20 protein-coding genes are annotated in these 16,094 nt (G+C 64.5%); 15 read left to right on the top strand and 5 right to left on the bottom strand.

The genetic code is table 11. The annotated features are described in order from the left end of the window. Positions 1–17: 17 nt before the first annotated feature. Entirely contained in the window at positions 18–1,334 is a 1,317-nt protein-coding gene (locus ACP16H_RS18240; RefSeq protein WP_425073687.1) for a DEAD/DEAH box helicase, read from the bottom strand. 373 nt (positions 1,335–1,707) lie between these two features. Between ACP16H_RS18240 and ACP16H_RS18235 the strand changes: the two genes are divergently transcribed. From ACP16H_RS18235 to ACP16H_RS18220, 4 genes are all read left to right on the top strand, one after another. Next, positions 1,708–2,466, top strand: a complete 759-nt coding sequence (locus ACP16H_RS18235) for a hypothetical protein (protein WP_425073686.1) — start codon at positions 1,708–1,710, stop codon at positions 2,464–2,466. A 130-nt stretch (positions 2,467–2,596) separates the two neighbouring features. Beyond that, positions 2,597–3,073 (top strand): 50S ribosomal protein L15, encoded by a 477-nt coding sequence (gene rplO, locus ACP16H_RS18230; protein ID WP_425073685.1) that lies wholly within the window; start codon positions 2,597–2,599, stop codon positions 3,071–3,073. Between the two features lie 136 nt (positions 3,074–3,209). After that, on the top strand, positions 3,210–4,577 hold the full coding sequence (secY, locus tag ACP16H_RS18225; protein ID WP_425073684.1) for a preprotein translocase subunit SecY: 1,368 nt from the start codon (positions 3,210–3,212) through the stop codon (positions 4,575–4,577). After that, positions 4,574–5,218, top strand: coding sequence for an adenylate kinase (locus tag ACP16H_RS18220; protein WP_425073683.1), 645 nt, complete (start codon positions 4,574–4,576; stop codon positions 5,216–5,218). The genes secY and ACP16H_RS18220 overlap by 4 nt, the downstream gene beginning before the upstream one ends. 90 nt (positions 5,219–5,308) lie before the next feature. Here the strand turns inward: ACP16H_RS18220 and ACP16H_RS18215 are convergent, their stop codons facing one another. Further along, positions 5,309–5,812 carry a BLUF domain-containing protein gene (locus ACP16H_RS18215; protein WP_425073682.1) on the bottom strand — a complete coding sequence of 168 codons (504 nt, stop codon included), beginning with the start codon at positions 5,810–5,812 and terminating at the stop codon, positions 5,309–5,311. 202 nt (positions 5,813–6,014) lie between these two features. Between ACP16H_RS18215 and ACP16H_RS18210 the strand changes: the two genes are divergently transcribed. From ACP16H_RS18210 to ACP16H_RS18185, 6 genes are all read left to right on the top strand, one after another. After that, entirely contained in the window at positions 6,015–6,938 is a 924-nt protein-coding gene (locus ACP16H_RS18210; RefSeq protein ID WP_425073681.1) for a calcium-binding protein, read from the top strand. 236 nt (positions 6,939–7,174) lie between these two features. After that, positions 7,175–7,543 (top strand): 30S ribosomal protein S13, encoded by a 369-nt coding sequence (gene rpsM, locus ACP16H_RS18205; protein WP_425073680.1) that lies wholly within the window; start codon positions 7,175–7,177, stop codon positions 7,541–7,543. Positions 7,544–7,558: 15 nt separating this feature from the next. After that, positions 7,559–7,951, top strand: coding sequence for a 30S ribosomal protein S11 (rpsK, locus tag ACP16H_RS18200; protein ID WP_058247669.1), 393 nt, complete (start codon positions 7,559–7,561; stop codon positions 7,949–7,951). 118 nt (positions 7,952–8,069) lie between these two features. Further along, the gene (locus ACP16H_RS18195; protein WP_425073679.1) at positions 8,070–9,086 is read left to right on the top strand and encodes a DNA-directed RNA polymerase subunit alpha; all 1,017 of its coding nucleotides are present in this window, start codon (positions 8,070–8,072) and stop codon (positions 9,084–9,086) included. A gap of 176 nt (positions 9,087–9,262) precedes the next feature. After that, positions 9,263–9,679 (top strand): 50S ribosomal protein L17, encoded by a 417-nt coding sequence (rplQ, locus tag ACP16H_RS18190; RefSeq protein ID WP_425073678.1) that lies wholly within the window; start codon positions 9,263–9,265, stop codon positions 9,677–9,679. A gap of 70 nt (positions 9,680–9,749) precedes the next feature. Continuing rightward, on the top strand, positions 9,750–10,352 hold the full coding sequence (locus tag ACP16H_RS18185; RefSeq protein ID WP_425073677.1) for a DUF2306 domain-containing protein: 603 nt from the start codon (positions 9,750–9,752) through the stop codon (positions 10,350–10,352). A gap of 6 nt (positions 10,353–10,358) precedes the next feature. Here the strand turns inward: ACP16H_RS18185 and ACP16H_RS18180 are convergent, their stop codons facing one another. From ACP16H_RS18180 to ACP16H_RS18170, 3 genes are read right to left on the bottom strand one after another with little or no spacing between them, the layout of a single operon-like run. Further along, positions 10,359–10,781 (bottom strand): DUF4174 domain-containing protein, encoded by a 423-nt coding sequence (locus ACP16H_RS18180; protein WP_425073676.1) that lies wholly within the window; start codon positions 10,779–10,781, stop codon positions 10,359–10,361. 48 nt (positions 10,782–10,829) lie between these two features. Then, positions 10,830–11,285, bottom strand: a complete 456-nt coding sequence (locus ACP16H_RS18175) for a host attachment family protein (RefSeq protein ID WP_425073675.1) — start codon at positions 11,283–11,285, stop codon at positions 10,830–10,832. Further along, positions 11,282–11,518, bottom strand: coding sequence for a hypothetical protein (locus tag ACP16H_RS18170; RefSeq protein WP_425073674.1), 237 nt, complete (start codon positions 11,516–11,518; stop codon positions 11,282–11,284). Before ACP16H_RS18170 ends, ACP16H_RS18175 begins: the two co-directional genes overlap by 4 nt. Positions 11,519–11,673: 155 nt before the next feature. Here ACP16H_RS18170 and ACP16H_RS18165 point away from each other — a divergent pair, with 155 nt between their 5' ends. The 5 genes from ACP16H_RS18165 (at position 11,674) to ACP16H_RS18145 (ending at position 15,955) form a co-directional block, all read left to right on the top strand. Next, positions 11,674–13,062, top strand: a complete 1,389-nt coding sequence (locus tag ACP16H_RS18165; protein WP_425073673.1) for a trypsin-like peptidase domain-containing protein — start codon at positions 11,674–11,676, stop codon at positions 13,060–13,062. A 109-nt stretch (positions 13,063–13,171) separates the two neighbouring features. Beyond that, positions 13,172–13,546 (top strand): fluoride efflux transporter CrcB, encoded by a 375-nt coding sequence (gene crcB, locus ACP16H_RS18160; protein ID WP_425073672.1) that lies wholly within the window; start codon positions 13,172–13,174, stop codon positions 13,544–13,546. After that, on the top strand, positions 13,543–14,586 hold the full coding sequence (locus tag ACP16H_RS18155; RefSeq protein ID WP_425073671.1) for an RluA family pseudouridine synthase: 1,044 nt from the start codon (positions 13,543–13,545) through the stop codon (positions 14,584–14,586). The genes crcB and ACP16H_RS18155 overlap by 4 nt, the downstream gene beginning before the upstream one ends. Next, positions 14,583–15,245 (top strand): HAD-IA family hydrolase, encoded by a 663-nt coding sequence (locus ACP16H_RS18150; RefSeq protein WP_425073670.1) that lies wholly within the window; start codon positions 14,583–14,585, stop codon positions 15,243–15,245. The genes ACP16H_RS18155 and ACP16H_RS18150 overlap by 4 nt, the downstream gene beginning before the upstream one ends. Continuing rightward, entirely contained in the window at positions 15,245–15,955 is a 711-nt protein-coding gene (locus ACP16H_RS18145) for an ATP12 family chaperone protein (RefSeq protein ID WP_425073669.1), read from the top strand. The genes ACP16H_RS18150 and ACP16H_RS18145 overlap by 1 nt, the downstream gene beginning before the upstream one ends. The last annotated feature ends 139 nt before the right edge of the window (positions 15,956–16,094 follow it).

The raw sequence follows: 16,094 nt of genomic DNA, 5'->3' as shown, positions 1-16,094 counted from the left end.
GAAACCCATATGACGGATCAGGCCGCCTGACGCCCGCGCCCCTTGGCGCGGTTGCGACGGGGACGCGACGGCTTGGCCGCACCCTCGGCGGGTTTGCCATGACCCCGACCGGGACCACGGCCTTCGCCACGGCCCTGACCCTTGCCTTGACCGCCGCCAAAGCCACCGCCGCCCGAGCGGCCACGGCCACCGCGCGCGGGTTTCTTGGCGTTGAAGTCGATCCAGGGCTCACCCCCGGCGACGTCGATCTGGCGGCCCATCAGCTTTTCGATGGCCTTGAATTCGCCCATCTCGTCGGGCGAGCAATAGGCGATGGCCGAGCCGTCCCGCCCGGCGCGGGCCGTGCGGCCGATGCGGTGGACGTAGTTGTCCGGCACGTTCGGCAGGTCGTAGTTGTAGACGTGGCGCACCAGCGGGATGTCGATGCCGCGCGCGGCCACATCCGTCGCCACCAGCACCATCAGCTCGCCCTCGCGGAAGGCGGTCAGGGCGCGGTCGCGCTGGCCTTGGCTCTTGTTGCCATGGATCGAACCGGCGGCGAAACCGCGCGCCTCGAGCACCTTCTTCATCTTCTCGGCACCGTGCTTGGTGCGCGAGAAAACCAGCGCGGCCTCGGTGCGGTGCGCGTCGAGGTGCTTCATCAGCAGGTCGAGCTTGTCCTTCTGCTCGACGAAGTGCACCGACTGGTCGATGCGGTCGACGGGCTTGCCCGGAGGGGTGACCTCTATGCGGATGGCGTCGGTGAGGTAGGCCTCGGCGATCTCGGCCATCTGTTTCGGCATGGTGGCCGAGAACAGCATGGTCTGACGCTCGGACGGCAGGGCCTTGGCGATTTGGCGCAGCGCGTGGATAAACCCGAGGTCGAGCATCTGGTCGGCCTCGTCCAGCACGAGGAACTTCGTCTCGTCCAGGCGGACAGAGCGGCGCTCCATCAGGTCGATGAGGCGACCGGGCGTGGCAACCAGCAGGTCGGTGCCGCGCGACAGGCGGTTTTCCTGCCCCGACAGCGACACGCCGCCGGTAACGACACCGATGCGGACCTGCGTCCCTTCGGCATAGAGGCGGAGGTTGTCAACGATCTGCTTGGCCAGTTCACGCGTCGGCGCGAGGATCAGGCCGCGCACCGTCTTGGGCGCGGGCTTGCCTTCCATTCGGAGCAGGGCAGACAGGATCGGCAAGCCGAAAGCGGCTGTCTTGCCAGTGCCGGTCTGCGCGAGGCCCATCACGTCACGGCCATTCATGGCGTGCGGGATGGCCTGTTTCTGGATCGGGGTCGGTTCGGTGATTTTCATTGTGGCGAGGTTCGCCTGAAGACGGGACGGCAGTCCCAGCATGTCGAAATCCAAAAGAATATCCTTCGTGCGCCGGATGGGCGCATGTGGCCCGGCCACGATTGGCACGGACGCAAGGGGACCACGAACACCGGACCCCCGCCGAATGCGGAAACCCTGTCGCGGATCTGAACCCATGCGTGATGTGGGGTCGGTTGGGAGATGTGTGCCGTTCGGGCGCAGGCGGTTTCTGCACTTATTGCCCGGCTGCCCGCTCACGCGGCGGGTGCGGCTGAGGGGCATATGGACGCTGCGGTGCGGAAAGTCAAGGCTGTGCCGCATGTCCTGCCGTTGCGCACCCCCGACGGCCCTCGCGCCAAAGTGACGCCGCAAACATGGTGAACTCTGTGTTCGGGACCTTTGGATGAGTGGCAATATGGTCAAGGTTATCATCTTTTTGGCGGTTGCCGCCATCACGGTCGGTGCGATCTGGATGAACAGGCAGATGCGCATGTGGAGCCTGGGCGACCAGATCGGGTTCCTGAAGGTGGGTATTCCAGCCGCCGTTGTATTGTGTCTGCTGTCATGGGGCTTCGTGAAGGCGCTGGAACGCCGCGCGCAAACGGCGACAGCCATGGCGCAAGAGGCCGACGCGGTCCCCGAGACGCTTGTCCTGCCCGAGGACGCGGATGACCGCATCGGTTTCGCGCTGCAGCACCGGCTGTTTTACAGAATGCAGCCGGTGGCCGACTGGGCGACCATCCAGCCCTTCCTTGATGAGAACCGCGCACCAGAGATCTGGATCGCCGCACGCGGCATGATGCACTGGGATCTGCCGCAGGCCTATGGCTTGGCGCGTTTCATGGTGGAGCATCCAGCCTGCCCGGACGTGGTGGCGCTGGATGTGCTGCGCATTCTTGCCCCGGGCGTGGCGCAAGGCATTGCGGATGATCCGTCTCGTGACGTGGTGGCCGCCATCATCGACCGCGACCGGGCGCAGGGATTCGTCCCGACGTCCTTTGCCACCGACGATGCCGTGGACGCCGAAGCGATCAGGGCGGGCATTCGGGCGCTTTGGGGAGCCGATGCGCCGCTGCCAGACGGCCTGTTGGCGCGTCCGGCTGGTGGATCACGGCCGGTGCGCCCTTACGTGGCCGACGAAACCGGTCTGTACCGGGTAGAAGTCGAGGCTTGATCCGCGCACGGCACACCGCTATACGCGCCCGGTGATCCGCCCCGCAGGGGTGGGCTCGATTCCATAACCAAGAAAAGCCGTGGTTGATCCAGTACCGCTTCGGGGGTCACATCCGGCAAGGAGAAGCGACATGAAATTGCATGAACTGCGCGACAACGAAGGCGCAACCAAGAAGAAAAAGCGCGTTGCGCGCGGCCCGGGTTCGGGCAAGGGCAAGACCGCTGGCCGTGGTATCAAGGGTCAGAAGTCGCGTTCGGGTGTGGCCATCAATGGCTACGAAGGCGGCCAGATGCCGCTGTACCAGCGCCTGCCCAAGCGTGGCTTCAACAAGCCGAACAAGCTGCATTACGCCGTCACGAACCTCGGCCTGATCGAGAAGTTCGTCGAAGCCGGCAAGCTGGACGCCGCCAACATCACCGAGGACTCGCTGGTCGCGTCCGGTCTGGTGCGCCGCAAGCTGGACGGCATCCGCGTCCTGAACAAGGGCGACGTGACCCGCGCGCTGACCATCACCGTGACCGGCGCATCGGCGTCGGCGGTCGAAGCCGTGTCGAAGGCGGGCGGTTCGCTGACCGTCAAGGCACCGGCCGAGGCAGCAGCGGAATAATCACAGCTGTGCCAAGCACAGTGAAAGCGCCTTGTGAGCGGAGGCTACTCCGCTTAACTAGGCGCTAAGTTTTCCCTTCACGCCGCCCGAGCTGGAAAACGCTCCGGGCGGCGTTTGTCTGAAAAGAGAGATCCGCATGGTATCCGCAGCAGAACAGATGGCCGCCAACACCAGCTGGGCGGCCCTGGGCAAGGCAACCGACCTGCGCAACCGCATCTTCTTCACCCTCGGCCTTCTGATCGTCTATCGCCTTGGCACCTACATCCCGGTTCCGGGCATCGACGGTGCGGCGCTGCGCGACTTTGTCGAGCAGGCGTCGAGCGGCGTGGCGGGCATCGTGTCGATGTTCACCGGCGGCGCGCTGGGGCGCATGGGGATCTTCGCGCTGGGGATCATGCCGTATATCTCGGCCTCGATCATGGTCCAGCTGCTGACGGCCATGGTGCCGTCGCTGGAACAGCTGAAGAAAGAGGGCGAGGCCGGGCGCAAGAAGATCAACCAGTACACGCGCTACGGCACGGTGCTGCTGGCGACCTTGCAGGCCTATGGTCTGGCGGCGAGCCTTGAAGGCGGCGACATGGTCACCGATCCCGGTTGGTACTTCCGCGCCTCCTGCGTGATTACCCTTGTCGGCGGTACGATGTTCCTGATGTGGCTGGGTGAGCAGATCACCTCGCGCGGGATCGGCAACGGCATTTCGCTGATCATCTTTGTCGGCATCGTGGCCGAACTGCCCGCCGCGCTGGCGCAGTTCTTTGCCTCTGGCCAATCGGGCGCGCTGAGCCCCGCCGTGGTGGTGGGCGTGATCCTCGGGCTTGCGGCCCTGATCGCTTTCGTCGTGTTCATGGAACGCGCGCTGCGCAAGATCACCATCCAGTATCCGCGCCGCCAGGTCGGCATGAAGATGACCGAGGCGCAGCAGTCGCACCTGCCGGTGAAGGTCAACCCGGCGGGCGTGATCCCGGCGATCTTTGCGTCGTCGCTGCTGCTGCTGCCGATCACGATCTCGACCTTCTCGGGGTCGGATGCCACCGGCCCGGTGATGTCGACGATCCTCGCCTACTTTGGTCCGGGGCAGCCGCTGTACCTGCTGTTCTTCGGGGCCATGATCATTTTCTTCGCGTACTTCTACACGTTTAACGTCTCCTTCAAGCCGGATGACGTAGCAGACAACCTGAAAAATCAGAACGGATTCGTTCCCGGCATCCGCCCGGGCAAGAAGACGGCAGATTACCTGGAATACGTGGTGAACCGCGTGCTGGTGGTGGGCTCGCTCTACCTGGCGGCCGTGGCGCTGCTGCCGGAGATCCTGCGCACGCAGCTGGCGATCCCGTTCTACTTTGGTGGCACCTCTGTGCTGATCGTGGTCTCGGTCGTCATGGACACCATCCAACAGGTGCAAAGCCACCTGCTGGCGCATCAATACGAAGGTCTTATCCAGAAATCGCAGCTGCGTGGTAAGGGTAAGGCTCGCAAAAAGCGGGGAGGACCGGCGCGGCGATGAACATCATTCTGATTGGCCCCCCGGGGGCAGGCAAAGGCACACAGGCACGTTTCCTGGTTGAAGAACGCGGCATGGTGCAGCTGTCCACCGGGGACATGCTGCGCGAGGCCAAGGACAGCGGCACTGAGATGGGCAAGGTCGTGGCAGACGTCATGGCACGCGGCGATCTGGTGACGGACGAGATCGTCATCGGCCTGATCCGCGAGAAGCTGGAGTCGGGTGGGGCCAACGGCTTTATCTTTGACGGTTTCCCGCGCACGCTGAAGCAGGCGGACGCCCTGGGCGATCTGCTGGCCGAAGTGGGCCAGACGCTGGACAAGGTGATCGAGCTGCGTGTCGAGGACGAGGCGCTGGTCAAGCGCATCACGGCGCGCTCCACCTGCGGCGATTGCGGCGAGGTCTACAACGACATCACCAAGCCGATCCCGTCGGATGGCAAGTGCGTCAAGTGCGGTGGAGGCGAGTTCAAGCGCCGCGCCGATGACAACGAGGACAGCCTGCGCACGCGCCTGATGGCGTATTACAAGCAGACCGCCCCGCTGATCGGCTACTACTACCACGCAGGGGTGCACTCGCGCGTGGATGGTCTGGGCGAGATCGACGCGATCAAGTCCGCTATCGCGGAGAAGCTGGACGCCTGAGCCGTCCGGACAGGAAAAGCGCGAAAGGTCGGCCGGTGCCGACCTTTTTCTTTTTGAGGCCAGATATTTTTGAGAGTGGGGCGGGTGAGGTCAGCCGTCGGGATCGGTTGCGCGCAGACGGCGGGCAACGTCGATTTGGGACTCGATGATGGGTTTCAGATTCCGCCATTTTTCGGTTTCGACACGAATCCGGGAGAGTGTTCGGAACACCGTCAGCTTGGCCTTTATGGCATCGGTGAAATCACCTAAGGGCAGCGCTCCCTCAGCGGTTATGTAGTCGTTCATCAATTGATGCCCGGAGGGAAGGGCTGCGTAGCCCATCGACCAATCGTGAAAGCGGCGTTGGCCGAGCCCTTGGGGTGGGGTGACGAGTTGCACGCGATGGCGCGCATCGGCTTGCAGGTTCTCGAGCAGTGACAGAAGCGGCGCTTCTTCGCCTTCGATATACTGGAGGAATTCGGTTTCGGTGGCGAGCAGACAACCGGTGATGCCGAAGGTCGTGTTCATCTCGAGCGCGGTTTTCAGGATGGCGAGGTCTTCGGCGGGGCTCGCGGCATTGGCGCGCAGGCTGTCGTAGGCGAGACAAGCCAGCATCCCGGCCTCCCCTGATGGCTTAACGTGCGTGTCGCAAGTTGAACAAACTTGGGACGTTGCGACAAGATTTTGGTGATATTGGCGCATATCTCTTGATGTTGAAACGGAGTGTTTCGGTTTCGGGGGCTGCATATCCGCCCGTTTGCCGAGGTAGTCTGTAGGGGTGTTTGCGTGTGAGGTCACACGCTTGGGGGCGTTTGAAATGTTGGCGATGTTGTTGGGCTTCGGGTTGTTCGGGTTGTTGATCCCCGGCCTTTTCGGCCGGGACGGGGACGACGAAGAGGATTTTCCGACGCAATCCGGATTGGATGACGCGGAGGTTGGCGCAGCCATCAGCGAGACGGAGTCGGTGATCGCCTGGGGCGATGCGCCGGAGGGATACGCCCCGGACTATGCCGCCGTGCCAGAGGCTTACAGTTTTGCCGAGGCGGCTGCCGATCTGACCTGGGCCACGGGCATCGAGGTCACGGATCGTGACAGTTACGAAGCGGCGTTGGAGGTCTATCGCGGGCCGGAGGCTGATCCGGTTCTGGGCACGCCCGGCGATGACACGATGTATACCGGTGACGGCAATGACGATGTCTTTGGCTGGGAGGGTGATGACCGCATCTTCCTTCAGGACGGCGACGATGTTTACGCGGCGCGTTTCGTCAACGAAGACGCGGGCGATGATTTCGTGCGCGGCGGGCCGGGCGATGATTTCCTCATCAGTCGCGTGGGCAGCGACACGCTGATGGGCGATACCGGCGACGACGTGCTGAACGGGCGCGACGAGGTAGGCAATCGGGGCGCGGATGTGCTGAGGGGCGGTTGGGACAACGATACCGTCTTTGGCGACGATGGCGACACGGTCTCGGGCGGGCAGGGGCATGACGTGCTGGGCGTCTACCTGCCGGAGCGCGACGTGGCCGAGGTGACGATCGAGGATTTCGAGACCAACCGCGACGAGATCCGGATCTACGTCGAGACCGATACCCCGAAGATGTCCGAGGACTACGCGCTGACCTTCGAGGATCGCGACGGCGACACGCATATCGCGGTGGATGGCCGGGCCGTTGCCGTGGTAAAGGGCATCACCGGGCTTGATCCGGCGCTGGTCCGCGTGGGCAATTACGTCACCAGTTGACGGGGGCCATTGATGGGGCTTTGCGCTGCGTCCCCCGCTTGGCGCGTTCTGCGCTTGACAGTGCCAGCGAATCCTTCTACCCACCCCCATCTTCGAAAGAAGAGCCAAAATTCGCGCCGGGTCGCCCCCGGTTCGAAGATCACCTGATCAGCCTGGGCCCGGCGGCGAATGCCTCGGGCCTCATGTTGTGAAAAAAGGGCCCGGAATGACGGGCTCGCAACGAAAGGATAAGAGACTTGGCACGCATTTCCGGCGTCAACCTCCCGACCTCCAAGCGCGTTCCGATCGCGCTGACCTACATCACCGGCATCGGCCACACCTCGGCCAAGGCAATCTGCGACGCCGTGGGCATCGACCAGGCCCGCCGGATCAACGAGCTTTCCGACGCCGAAGTGCTGGCCATCCGCGAGCACATCGACGCGAACTACACCGTCGAGGGCGACCTGCGCCGCGACGTGACCATGAACATCAAGCGTCTGATGGACCTGGGCTGCTACCGCGGCCTGCGCCATCGCCGCAACCTCCCGGTGCGCGGTCAGCGTACCCACACCAACGCCCGTACCCGCAAGGGCCCGGCCAAGCCGATCGCCGGCAAGAAGAAGTAAGGGAGGATCTGACCTATGGCACGTGATACTCGTCGTGGTGGCAAGAAGAAGGTTTCCAAGAACATCGCAGCTGGCGTTGCGCATGTGAACTCGACCTTCAACAACACCAAGATCCTGATCTCTGACGTTCAGGGCAACGCTATCTCCTGGTCCTCCGCTGGCACCATGGGCTTCAAGGGTTCGCGCAAGTCGACCCCCTACGCCGCCCAGCTGGCCGCAGAAGATGCAGGAAAGAAGGCACAGGAACACGGCGTGAAGACGCTGGAAGTCGAAGTGCAGGGCCCCGGTTCGGGCCGTGAATCGGCGCTGCGCGCGCTGGCTGCCGTCGGCTTCAACATCACGTCGATCCGCGACGTGACCCCGATCGCGCACAACGGCTGCCGTCCGCCGAAGCGTCGTCGCGTCTGATCGACATTGAATTACGGACGAGGCGGGGGAATTTCCCTCGCCTCGTTCTGCCGTTTTCACAACCTCGGGCGTCGGTCTCTTCTGGACATGGGAGACGGGCAGGTATGGAGGGAAATGCATGATCCACAAGAATTGGGCAGAACTTATCAAGCCGACCCAGCTTGAGATCAAGCCGGGCGCCGATCCGTCGCGCCAGGCGACCTGTGTCGCCGAACCGCTTGAGCGTGGCTTTGGTCTAACCCTCGGCAACGCGCTGCGTCGCGTGCTGCTGTCCTCGCTGCAAGGCGCGGCCATCACCAGCGTTCAGATCGACAACGTGCTGCACGAGTTCTCGTCGGTGGCCGGTGTGCGTGAAGACGTCACCGACATCATCCTGAACCTCAAGCAGGTCGCCCTGAAGATGGAAGTGGAAGGGCCGAAGCGCCTGTCCGTCTCCGCCAAGGGCCCGGGCGTCGTCACCGCCGGCGACATCTCGGAATCGAACGGCATCGAGATCCTGAACCGCGATCACGTGATCTGTCACGTGGACGAAGGCGCCGAAGTGTACATGGAATTCACCGTGAACACCGGCAAGGGCTACGTGTCCGCCGACAAGAACAAGCCGGAAGATGCACCCATCGGCCTGATCCCGATCGACGCGATCTATTCGCCGGTCAAGAAGGTCGCCTATGACGTGCAGCCGACCCGCGAAGGTCAGGTTCTGGACTACGACAAGCTGACGCTGAAGATCGAAACCGACGGGTCCGTCACGCCGGAAGACGCGATTGCCTACGCGGCGCGCATCCTGCAGGACCAGCTGTCGATCTTCGTCAACTTCGAAGAGCCCGAGTCGGCCACCCGCCAGGACGACGACGACGGTCTGGAGTTCAACCCGCTGCTGCTGAAGAAGGTCGACGAGCTGGAGCTGTCGGTCCGTTCGGCAAACTGCCTGAAGAACGACAACATCGTCTACATCGGCGACCTCATCCAGAAGACCGAAGCCGAGATGCTGCGCACCCCGAACTTCGGCCGCAAGTCCTTGAACGAGATCAAGGAAGTGCTGTCGGGCATGGGTCTGCACCTTGGCATGGACGTCGAGGACTGGCCGCCGGACAACATCGAGGACCTGGCCAAGAAGCTGGAAGACTCGTTCTGATAACGGAACTCCCGTCCCGGGCTTGCCCCGGGACCTCCACTCGCGAGGCCCCGGAGCAAGTCCGGGGCGGGGCGGGACATTACCCCGGGCCGCATGGCCCCAAGGAGAGCCGGTGACACGCATCGCCGGTCTGACAAAGCAAAACCGCCCGTAGAGGGCAGATTAGGAGTAAGACAATGCGTCACGCAAAAGGTTATCGCCGCCTGAACCGTACCCACGAGCACCGCAAGGCGCTGTGGGCGAACATGGCTGGCTCGCTCATCGAACACGAGCAGATAAAGACCACCCTGCCGAAGGCCAAGGAACTCAAGCGCATCGCCGACAAGCTGATCACGCTCGGCAAGCGCGGCGACCTGCACGCCCGCCGTCAGGCACGCGCCCAGCTGAAGCAGGACATGCACGTGTCCAAGCTGTTCGACGTCCTCGGCCCGCGCTACGCAGAGCGTAACGGTGGTTACACCCGCGTCCTGAAGGCCGGTTTCCGTTATGGTGACATGGCGCCGATGGCGATCATCGAACTCGTGGACCGCGACGTGGACGCCAAGGGCGCCGCAGACCGCGCACGTCTCGAAGCGGCTGAAGCCGAAGAATAAATCTTGACCGCAAGGTCGGATCGAGGGCCTCTTCCGGCGCGGAAGGGGCCTTTTGCGTTTCGGAGGTGTTGTGCGTGACTGGGTGAAGATCGGTTTGCTTTTTCTGGTGAGCCTGCCGGTTCTGCTTGGCACGTGGGAGCGGCTGGTCTTTGTCGCACAGGGAGCGGTGGGCGCGCCTTGGGTCGATCAGCGGTATGCCGATCATCCGTGGTTGAGTGCCCTGCACCTTATGCCGGGCGCGGTGTTTTTTCTACTGGGGCCTTTGCAGTTTTTGTCCCGGCTAAGGCGTGGGCCGTGGCACCGTTGGGCAGGCCGTCTGTTTATCCTGACGGGAACGCTGTCCGGCATTGGCGTTGTGTGGATGGTCTGGGTGTTTCCCGCAGTGGGGGGACTGCTGACGCAGGCCGTCACCATGGCCATCGTGGGAGCCATCATCTGTCTCATGTCGTGGGGCTGGCGCTGCGCCCGGCGGCGTCAGATCGCGCAGCATCGGCGTGCCATGATGCGGGCCTACGCGCTGGGATTGTCCGTCTCGACGACGCGGATTTTCATTGATCTGGCCGAAGCGCTTGCCGGACTGGAATTCATGTCGACCTTCGTGCCCGCCTCGGCGGCGGGTGTCGCGGTGAACGTTCTGTTCACCGAGGCGCTGCTCCGCCGGAAGGGGCGATAAGTGGCGTCACTGCACGATTTCGCGTTGCCGCATGGGCATGGCGTCGATGGTCTCGAACAGGGTGCGCGCCGTCAGGGGCTGCCCTTCGCGCAGTTTCACGCCGCCGTCCTTGCCAACAAGCACGATCTCGAACCCGTCAACCGCCAAGCCGCTGCGCAGCTTGCCATGGGCATCGGGGTCGGTGTCCAGAAGCACGACCATGTCACGCTCCATGAGACCCGCGCGGGCGTCACGCAGTTCGGCGACCTGATCCTTGAAATCCGGGTGGTCGGCGCTCGGGGCGAAGATGAGCACCGGGCGGGCCTCCCACTTGTATGCAGAGAGGCTGCCCCGATCCGGTGGCAAGGTAGAGAACATCGCGCCGTTGGCGTAGGCCGCCGAGCCGAGCATTCCCAGCGCGGCGGCAAAGGTTTTGCGTAGATTGGACATGAGGGTCCTCCTGTCTTGTCGGATGGAACCCCACCCGCGACGCGGGCGTTACGCCGCATCCAACTCCTTTTTCACCAGTTTCTCGATCTCGGGGACCGGATGATTGGTGAGGGTCTTTGGCACCTCTGCGATGACCTTGTCGGCCACCTCCTTGTGCATTTCGTCACGCAGCACCCCCAGCACCTGCGGCGAGGCGACGATGACCAGCTTGTCGAAGCTGCCCTTGTGGGCTTCTTCGTAGAGCTTCTCCGCAAGGTCGGCGGCAAAGCGTTCCTTGGCCAGCTCGTGCCAGTCGGTGTCGTCCATGGCGGACTTCTGACCGGGGCCGCCGTCATGCATCCGGCCGGGCCGGTTGGCGGACTGCTCGCGGTCGGACGGGTTGTCCTGTTGGTCCTCGTCAAAGACGTCGAGGTTCGGGTTTGCGTGGTCCGTCAGGTTGCGCAGGAACAGTGCCTTTTCGCTGTCCGTCACCACGACCCAGGTGCCATTGGAAAGTTTGCTCATTTGTCGTCTCCCGTCCCGTGATGGCCGCCAAGGTTGCCCTGGCCTTTCTCGTCGGATTTCGTCACGCGGGTGGCACCGGCGCGGTCCTGCTCGGCGCGCTTTTCCTCGTCACGGGTCCCGACCTGACGTTCGAGGTTGCCCTGCGCGCGGCCCTGCTGCGAGGGGGTGTCCACGTCGTCGATATAGGCCTCCGTCTCGCGCGTGCCGTCCTGCGATCTCAATCGCTCAACCATCGGTTCCTCCATCGTTTTCTGTTTCGCTGGCTCAACGCAGAAGGGGCGGTGCGCGTTCCGTTGACGTTTCCGTCAGCGGTAACGCTCACGGGCGCGTGGCTTGCATGACACAGGGGGTGCGGGCATATCTCGGAGGTGTTTCGAAGGAGGCTGGGATGCGTGTTCTGCTTGTCTGTCTGATGCTGGCCACGGGGGGCTTCACCGGGTCACAAAGCGCGGCCGAGACGCGTGTGCCGGGAAGTCAGGCGGAGATCAGCCTGAGCTTTGCGCCGCTGGTGAAACAGGCGACCCCGGCGGTGGTGAACATCTACGCGCGGCGCGTGGTGCAGGAGCGCAGCCCCTTTGCGGGCGATCCGTTCTTCCGCGACTTCTTTCGCAATGCACCAGGGCGGGCGCGGGTGCAGAACTCGCTCGGGTCGGGCGTGATCCTGTCGGCGGATGGGATCGTGGTGTCGAACTACCACGTGGTCGGGCAGGCGACGGACATTCGCGTTGTCCTGAACAACCGGCAGGAATACGCGGCCAAGGTGCTGCTGGGCGACGAGGAGGCCGATCTGGCGATCCTGCAACTGGAGGGGGCGGAGGACATGCCGCACCTCGAATTGCGCGATTCGGATACAGTCGAAGTGGGCGAGCTGGTGCTGGCCATCGGCAACCCGTTTGGCGTCGGGCAGACGGTGTCTTCGGGCATTGTCAGCGGGCTGGCGCGGTCAGGCACGGCGACCGGCAACGCGCGCGGCTATTTCATCCAGACCGATGCGCCGATCAATCCGGGCAACTCCGGCGGCGCGCTGATCGACGTGATGGGGCGGCTGATCGGGATCAATACGTCCATCCTGACGCGGTCGGGCGGGTCGAACGGCATCGGCTTTGCCATTCCGGCCGGGCTGGTGGCGCAGTTTGTGAAGCAGGCGCATGACGGCTTTGACCGGTTCCAAAGGCCTTGGGCGGGCATGACCGGCCAGCCGGTGGATGCCGACCTGTCCGAGACGCTGGGTCTGGACGTGCCGGGCGGCGTCGTGATCTCGGCCCTGCACCCGGCCAGCCCCTTTGCCGAAGCCGGTTTGCAGGTCGGGGACGTCATCCTCGAGGTCGATGGCAGCGCGGTGAACACCCCGCCGGAGATGCTGTTCCGCATGTCCGTCGCGGGGATCGGTGCCATGTCGGATGTGCTTTATGCGCGCGACGGCGACGTGGCCCACGCGCAGGTTGCCATGACCACTCCGCCCGAGGTCCCCGCGCGCGAACAGGTCTCGCTGGGGGAAGACGCCGTGCTGCCGGGGCTGACCCTGTCCAGGATCAATCCACGCGTGGAGGCCGAGCTGGGCACCTCCTTTGCGGTGAAGGACGGCGTCGTCGTGCTGGACCCCGGCCCCTACGGCGCGCGGGCCGGGTTGGCGGCGGGGGACGTGGTGCTGGGCGTGAATGGCAGGGCGGTACAGGCGCCGGGCGACGTCGATGTGTTGATGCGGCAAGGCGGCCGCCGCGTGCAGATCGAAGCGCTGCGCGGCACGCGCCGCATGGTGCTGCAGTTCCGCCTCTGAGCAGATCCCGGCGCCTTTGCCTTCATCTTGATCCAAATACTCTCGGGGGCGTGGGGGCAGAGCCCCCACATTCCTTGACAACATCCGCCATCCACGCGACAGCAGCCAGATGACACCACTTCTACAAGTCGCCATTGGCGGCGCGCTTGGCGCGTCGGGGCGCTACATGACCGGATTGATGATGACCCGCCTGATGGGCAAGGGCTTCCCCTGGGGGACGCTGACGGTGAACATCGTCGGCTCCTTCGCCATGGGCGTGCTCGTGGTCATCCTCGCGCATTTCGGCGGCAACCGGTTTGCGCCCTTTCTGATGACCGGTGTGCTGGGCGGGTTCACCACCTTTTCCGCCTTTTCTCTGGACGCGGTCACGATCTATGAGCGCGGGCAGCTGGGGCTGGCGGCGGGCTATGTCGCGGCTTCGGTGGTGGTGTCGATCGCGGCGCTCTTTGCGGGGCTGCTGCTGGCGAGGAGCCTGACCACATGAGCCGAGTACAGACCATCACCGTGGGGCCGGGCGACGGCGACCAGCGTCTTGACCGCTGGATGAAGCGGCTGTTCCCGCATGTCGCCCAGACGCGGATCGAAAAACTGTGCCGCAAAGGCGAGATCCGCGTGGACGGTGGCCGGGTAAAGGCCTCGACCCGGATCGAGGTCGGGCAGGAGGTGCGTATCCCGCCGCTGCCTGAACCCGGGCAGGTGGAAAGCGCACCCAAGACCCGGATCAGCCCCAAGGACGCCGAGATGATCCGCAATTGCGTGATCTACAAGGACGACCACATCATCGCGCTGAACAAGCCTCCGGGCCTGCCGACGCAGGGCGGGTCCAAGCAGGTGAAACACGTCGACGGGCTGGCGGAGGCGCTGACCTTTGGCTACGACGAAAAACCCCGCCTTGTGCATCGTCTGGACAAGGACACCTCGGGCGTTCTGCTATTGGCCCGCACGCGCGAGGCGGCGAAGGGCCTGACGGAGGCGCTGCGCCATCGCCAGACGCGCAAGATCTACTGGGCGCTGGTGGCCGGTGTCCCGGTGCCCTACCTGGGCGAGATCAAGTACGGCTTGGTAAAGGCCCCCGGCCACGGTAAGGGCGGCGAGGGCGAGAAGATGATCTGCGTCCACCCGCGCGACATGGCCACGACCGAGGGCGCAAAGCGCGCGCACAGCTATTATGCCACGCTCTACCGCGTGGCCTCGCGCGCGTCTTGGGTGGCGCTGGAGCCGCTGACCGGACGCACGCACCAGTTGCGCGCGCATATGGCCGAGATCGGGCACCCGATCATCGGCGACGGCAAGTACGGCGGCTCGGGCCAGGAGAACCTTGGCGATGGCTGGGGCGCTCAGTTGGGTGGTGTGATCTCGAAGAAGCTGCACCTGCATGCGCGGTCGATGACCTTCGAGCACCCGATCACCAAGAAGCTGATGACCGTGACCGCGCCCCTGCCCGAGCACATGGCCCACAGCTGGGAGACGCTCGGCTGGGAAGAGAGCTTTGCCGACGCTGACCCCTTTGAGTCCCTGCATTGAGCCTGAAGCTGGTCATATTCGACGTGGACGGCACGCTGGTGGACAGCCAGGGGGACATCCTTGGCGCCATGGGCGCGGCATTCGCTTCGGAGGAACTGGACGCGCCCTGCCGCGAGGCGGTGCTGGGCATCGTCGGACTGTCGCTGCCGCAGGCTATGGAACGGCTGGTGCCCGACCTTGGCGCGGTGCAGCGCACCCGCATGGTGGAGGCTTACAAGGTCGCCTATGCGGCGCAGGTGACGGCCACGGCCTCGCCGCTGTACCCCGGCATCCCCGAGCTGCTGGACCGGCTGGCGCAGGTCGACGCGCTGCTTCTGGGTGTGGCGACGGGCAAGTCGCGGCGCGGCCTGACCCGGTTGATCGAGGCGCACGGCCTGCAAAAACGGTTCATCACCACACAAGTGGCCGATGACCACCCGTCGAAGCCACATCCTGCGATGCTGTTCGCCTGCCTCGACGACACGGGGCTGGAGGCTGAGCAGGCGGTGATGATCGGCGATACGAGTTACGACATGGACATGGCGGCGGCCGCGGGTATCCGTGGCATCGGCGTTACCTGGGGCTACCACCCCGCCAGCGCCCTGAGCGCGGCGACGCGGGTGGTCAGCGACACGGACGCGCTGGAAGCCGCCATATACGACCTGCTGGAGATGCATTGATGAGCGAATGGGCGATGAAACGCTTCTGGAAAGAAGCGCTGGCGGAGCCGTGCGAAGGCGGTTTCGCGATCAAGCTGGACGGGCGCGGGGTAAAGACCCCCGCCAAGACGCCTCTGGTGGTGCCGACCGAGGGGCTGGCCGAGGCGATTGCCTACGAATGGCAGGCGCAGGGCGAAAAGGTGAACCCGGCCGAGATGCCCTTTACCCGCACGTCAAATTCGGCGCTGGACAAGGTGGCGACGCAACACGCCGAGGTGGCCGACATGCTGGCGGCCTATGGGGACAGCGACCTGCTGTGCTACCGCGCCGACCACCCCGAGGAACTGGTCACCCGGCAGTCCGAGCGTTGGGACCCGATGCTGGACTGGCTGCTTGAGACCTATGGCACGCGGTTGACCACGCAGGCGGGCGTGATTCACCAGCCACAGGACCCGTTGGCCGTGGCGGCGCTGGCGCGCGAGGTGCATGCGCAATCGCCGTTCCAGCTGGCGGCGTTTCACGATCTCGTGGCCATGTCCGGGTCGCTGGTGCTGGCCTTGGCCGTGACGCGCGGGGCGGTGGACGCCGAGGCCGCGTGGCATTTGTCGCGCCTCGACGAGGAATGGCAGGAGGAACAGTGGGGGCCGGACGAGGAAGCCACTGCAATCGCCGAGCGAAAGCGCGGTGAATTCCTGCACGCTGCACGTTTTTACGCGCTCGCGAGCGCGTGACAGGCGGTCCGGTCAGGGCTTCCTGCCTTGACCTCTTGGCGGTATTCCGCCCAAACTGCGGGCAATTCGAAGGGGGCGAGGGTGTGCGCCCCCGGTGTATCCTGTACCCGGTGGCAGATCGTCGCCGGATGGTAACGAG

This window comes from Sagittula sp. S175, assembly GCF_049800975.1.
In the GTDB taxonomy this organism is placed as follows: domain Bacteria; phylum Pseudomonadota; class Alphaproteobacteria; order Rhodobacterales; family Rhodobacteraceae; genus Sagittula.
This window is presented reverse-complemented; position numbering and strand designations above follow the sequence as displayed.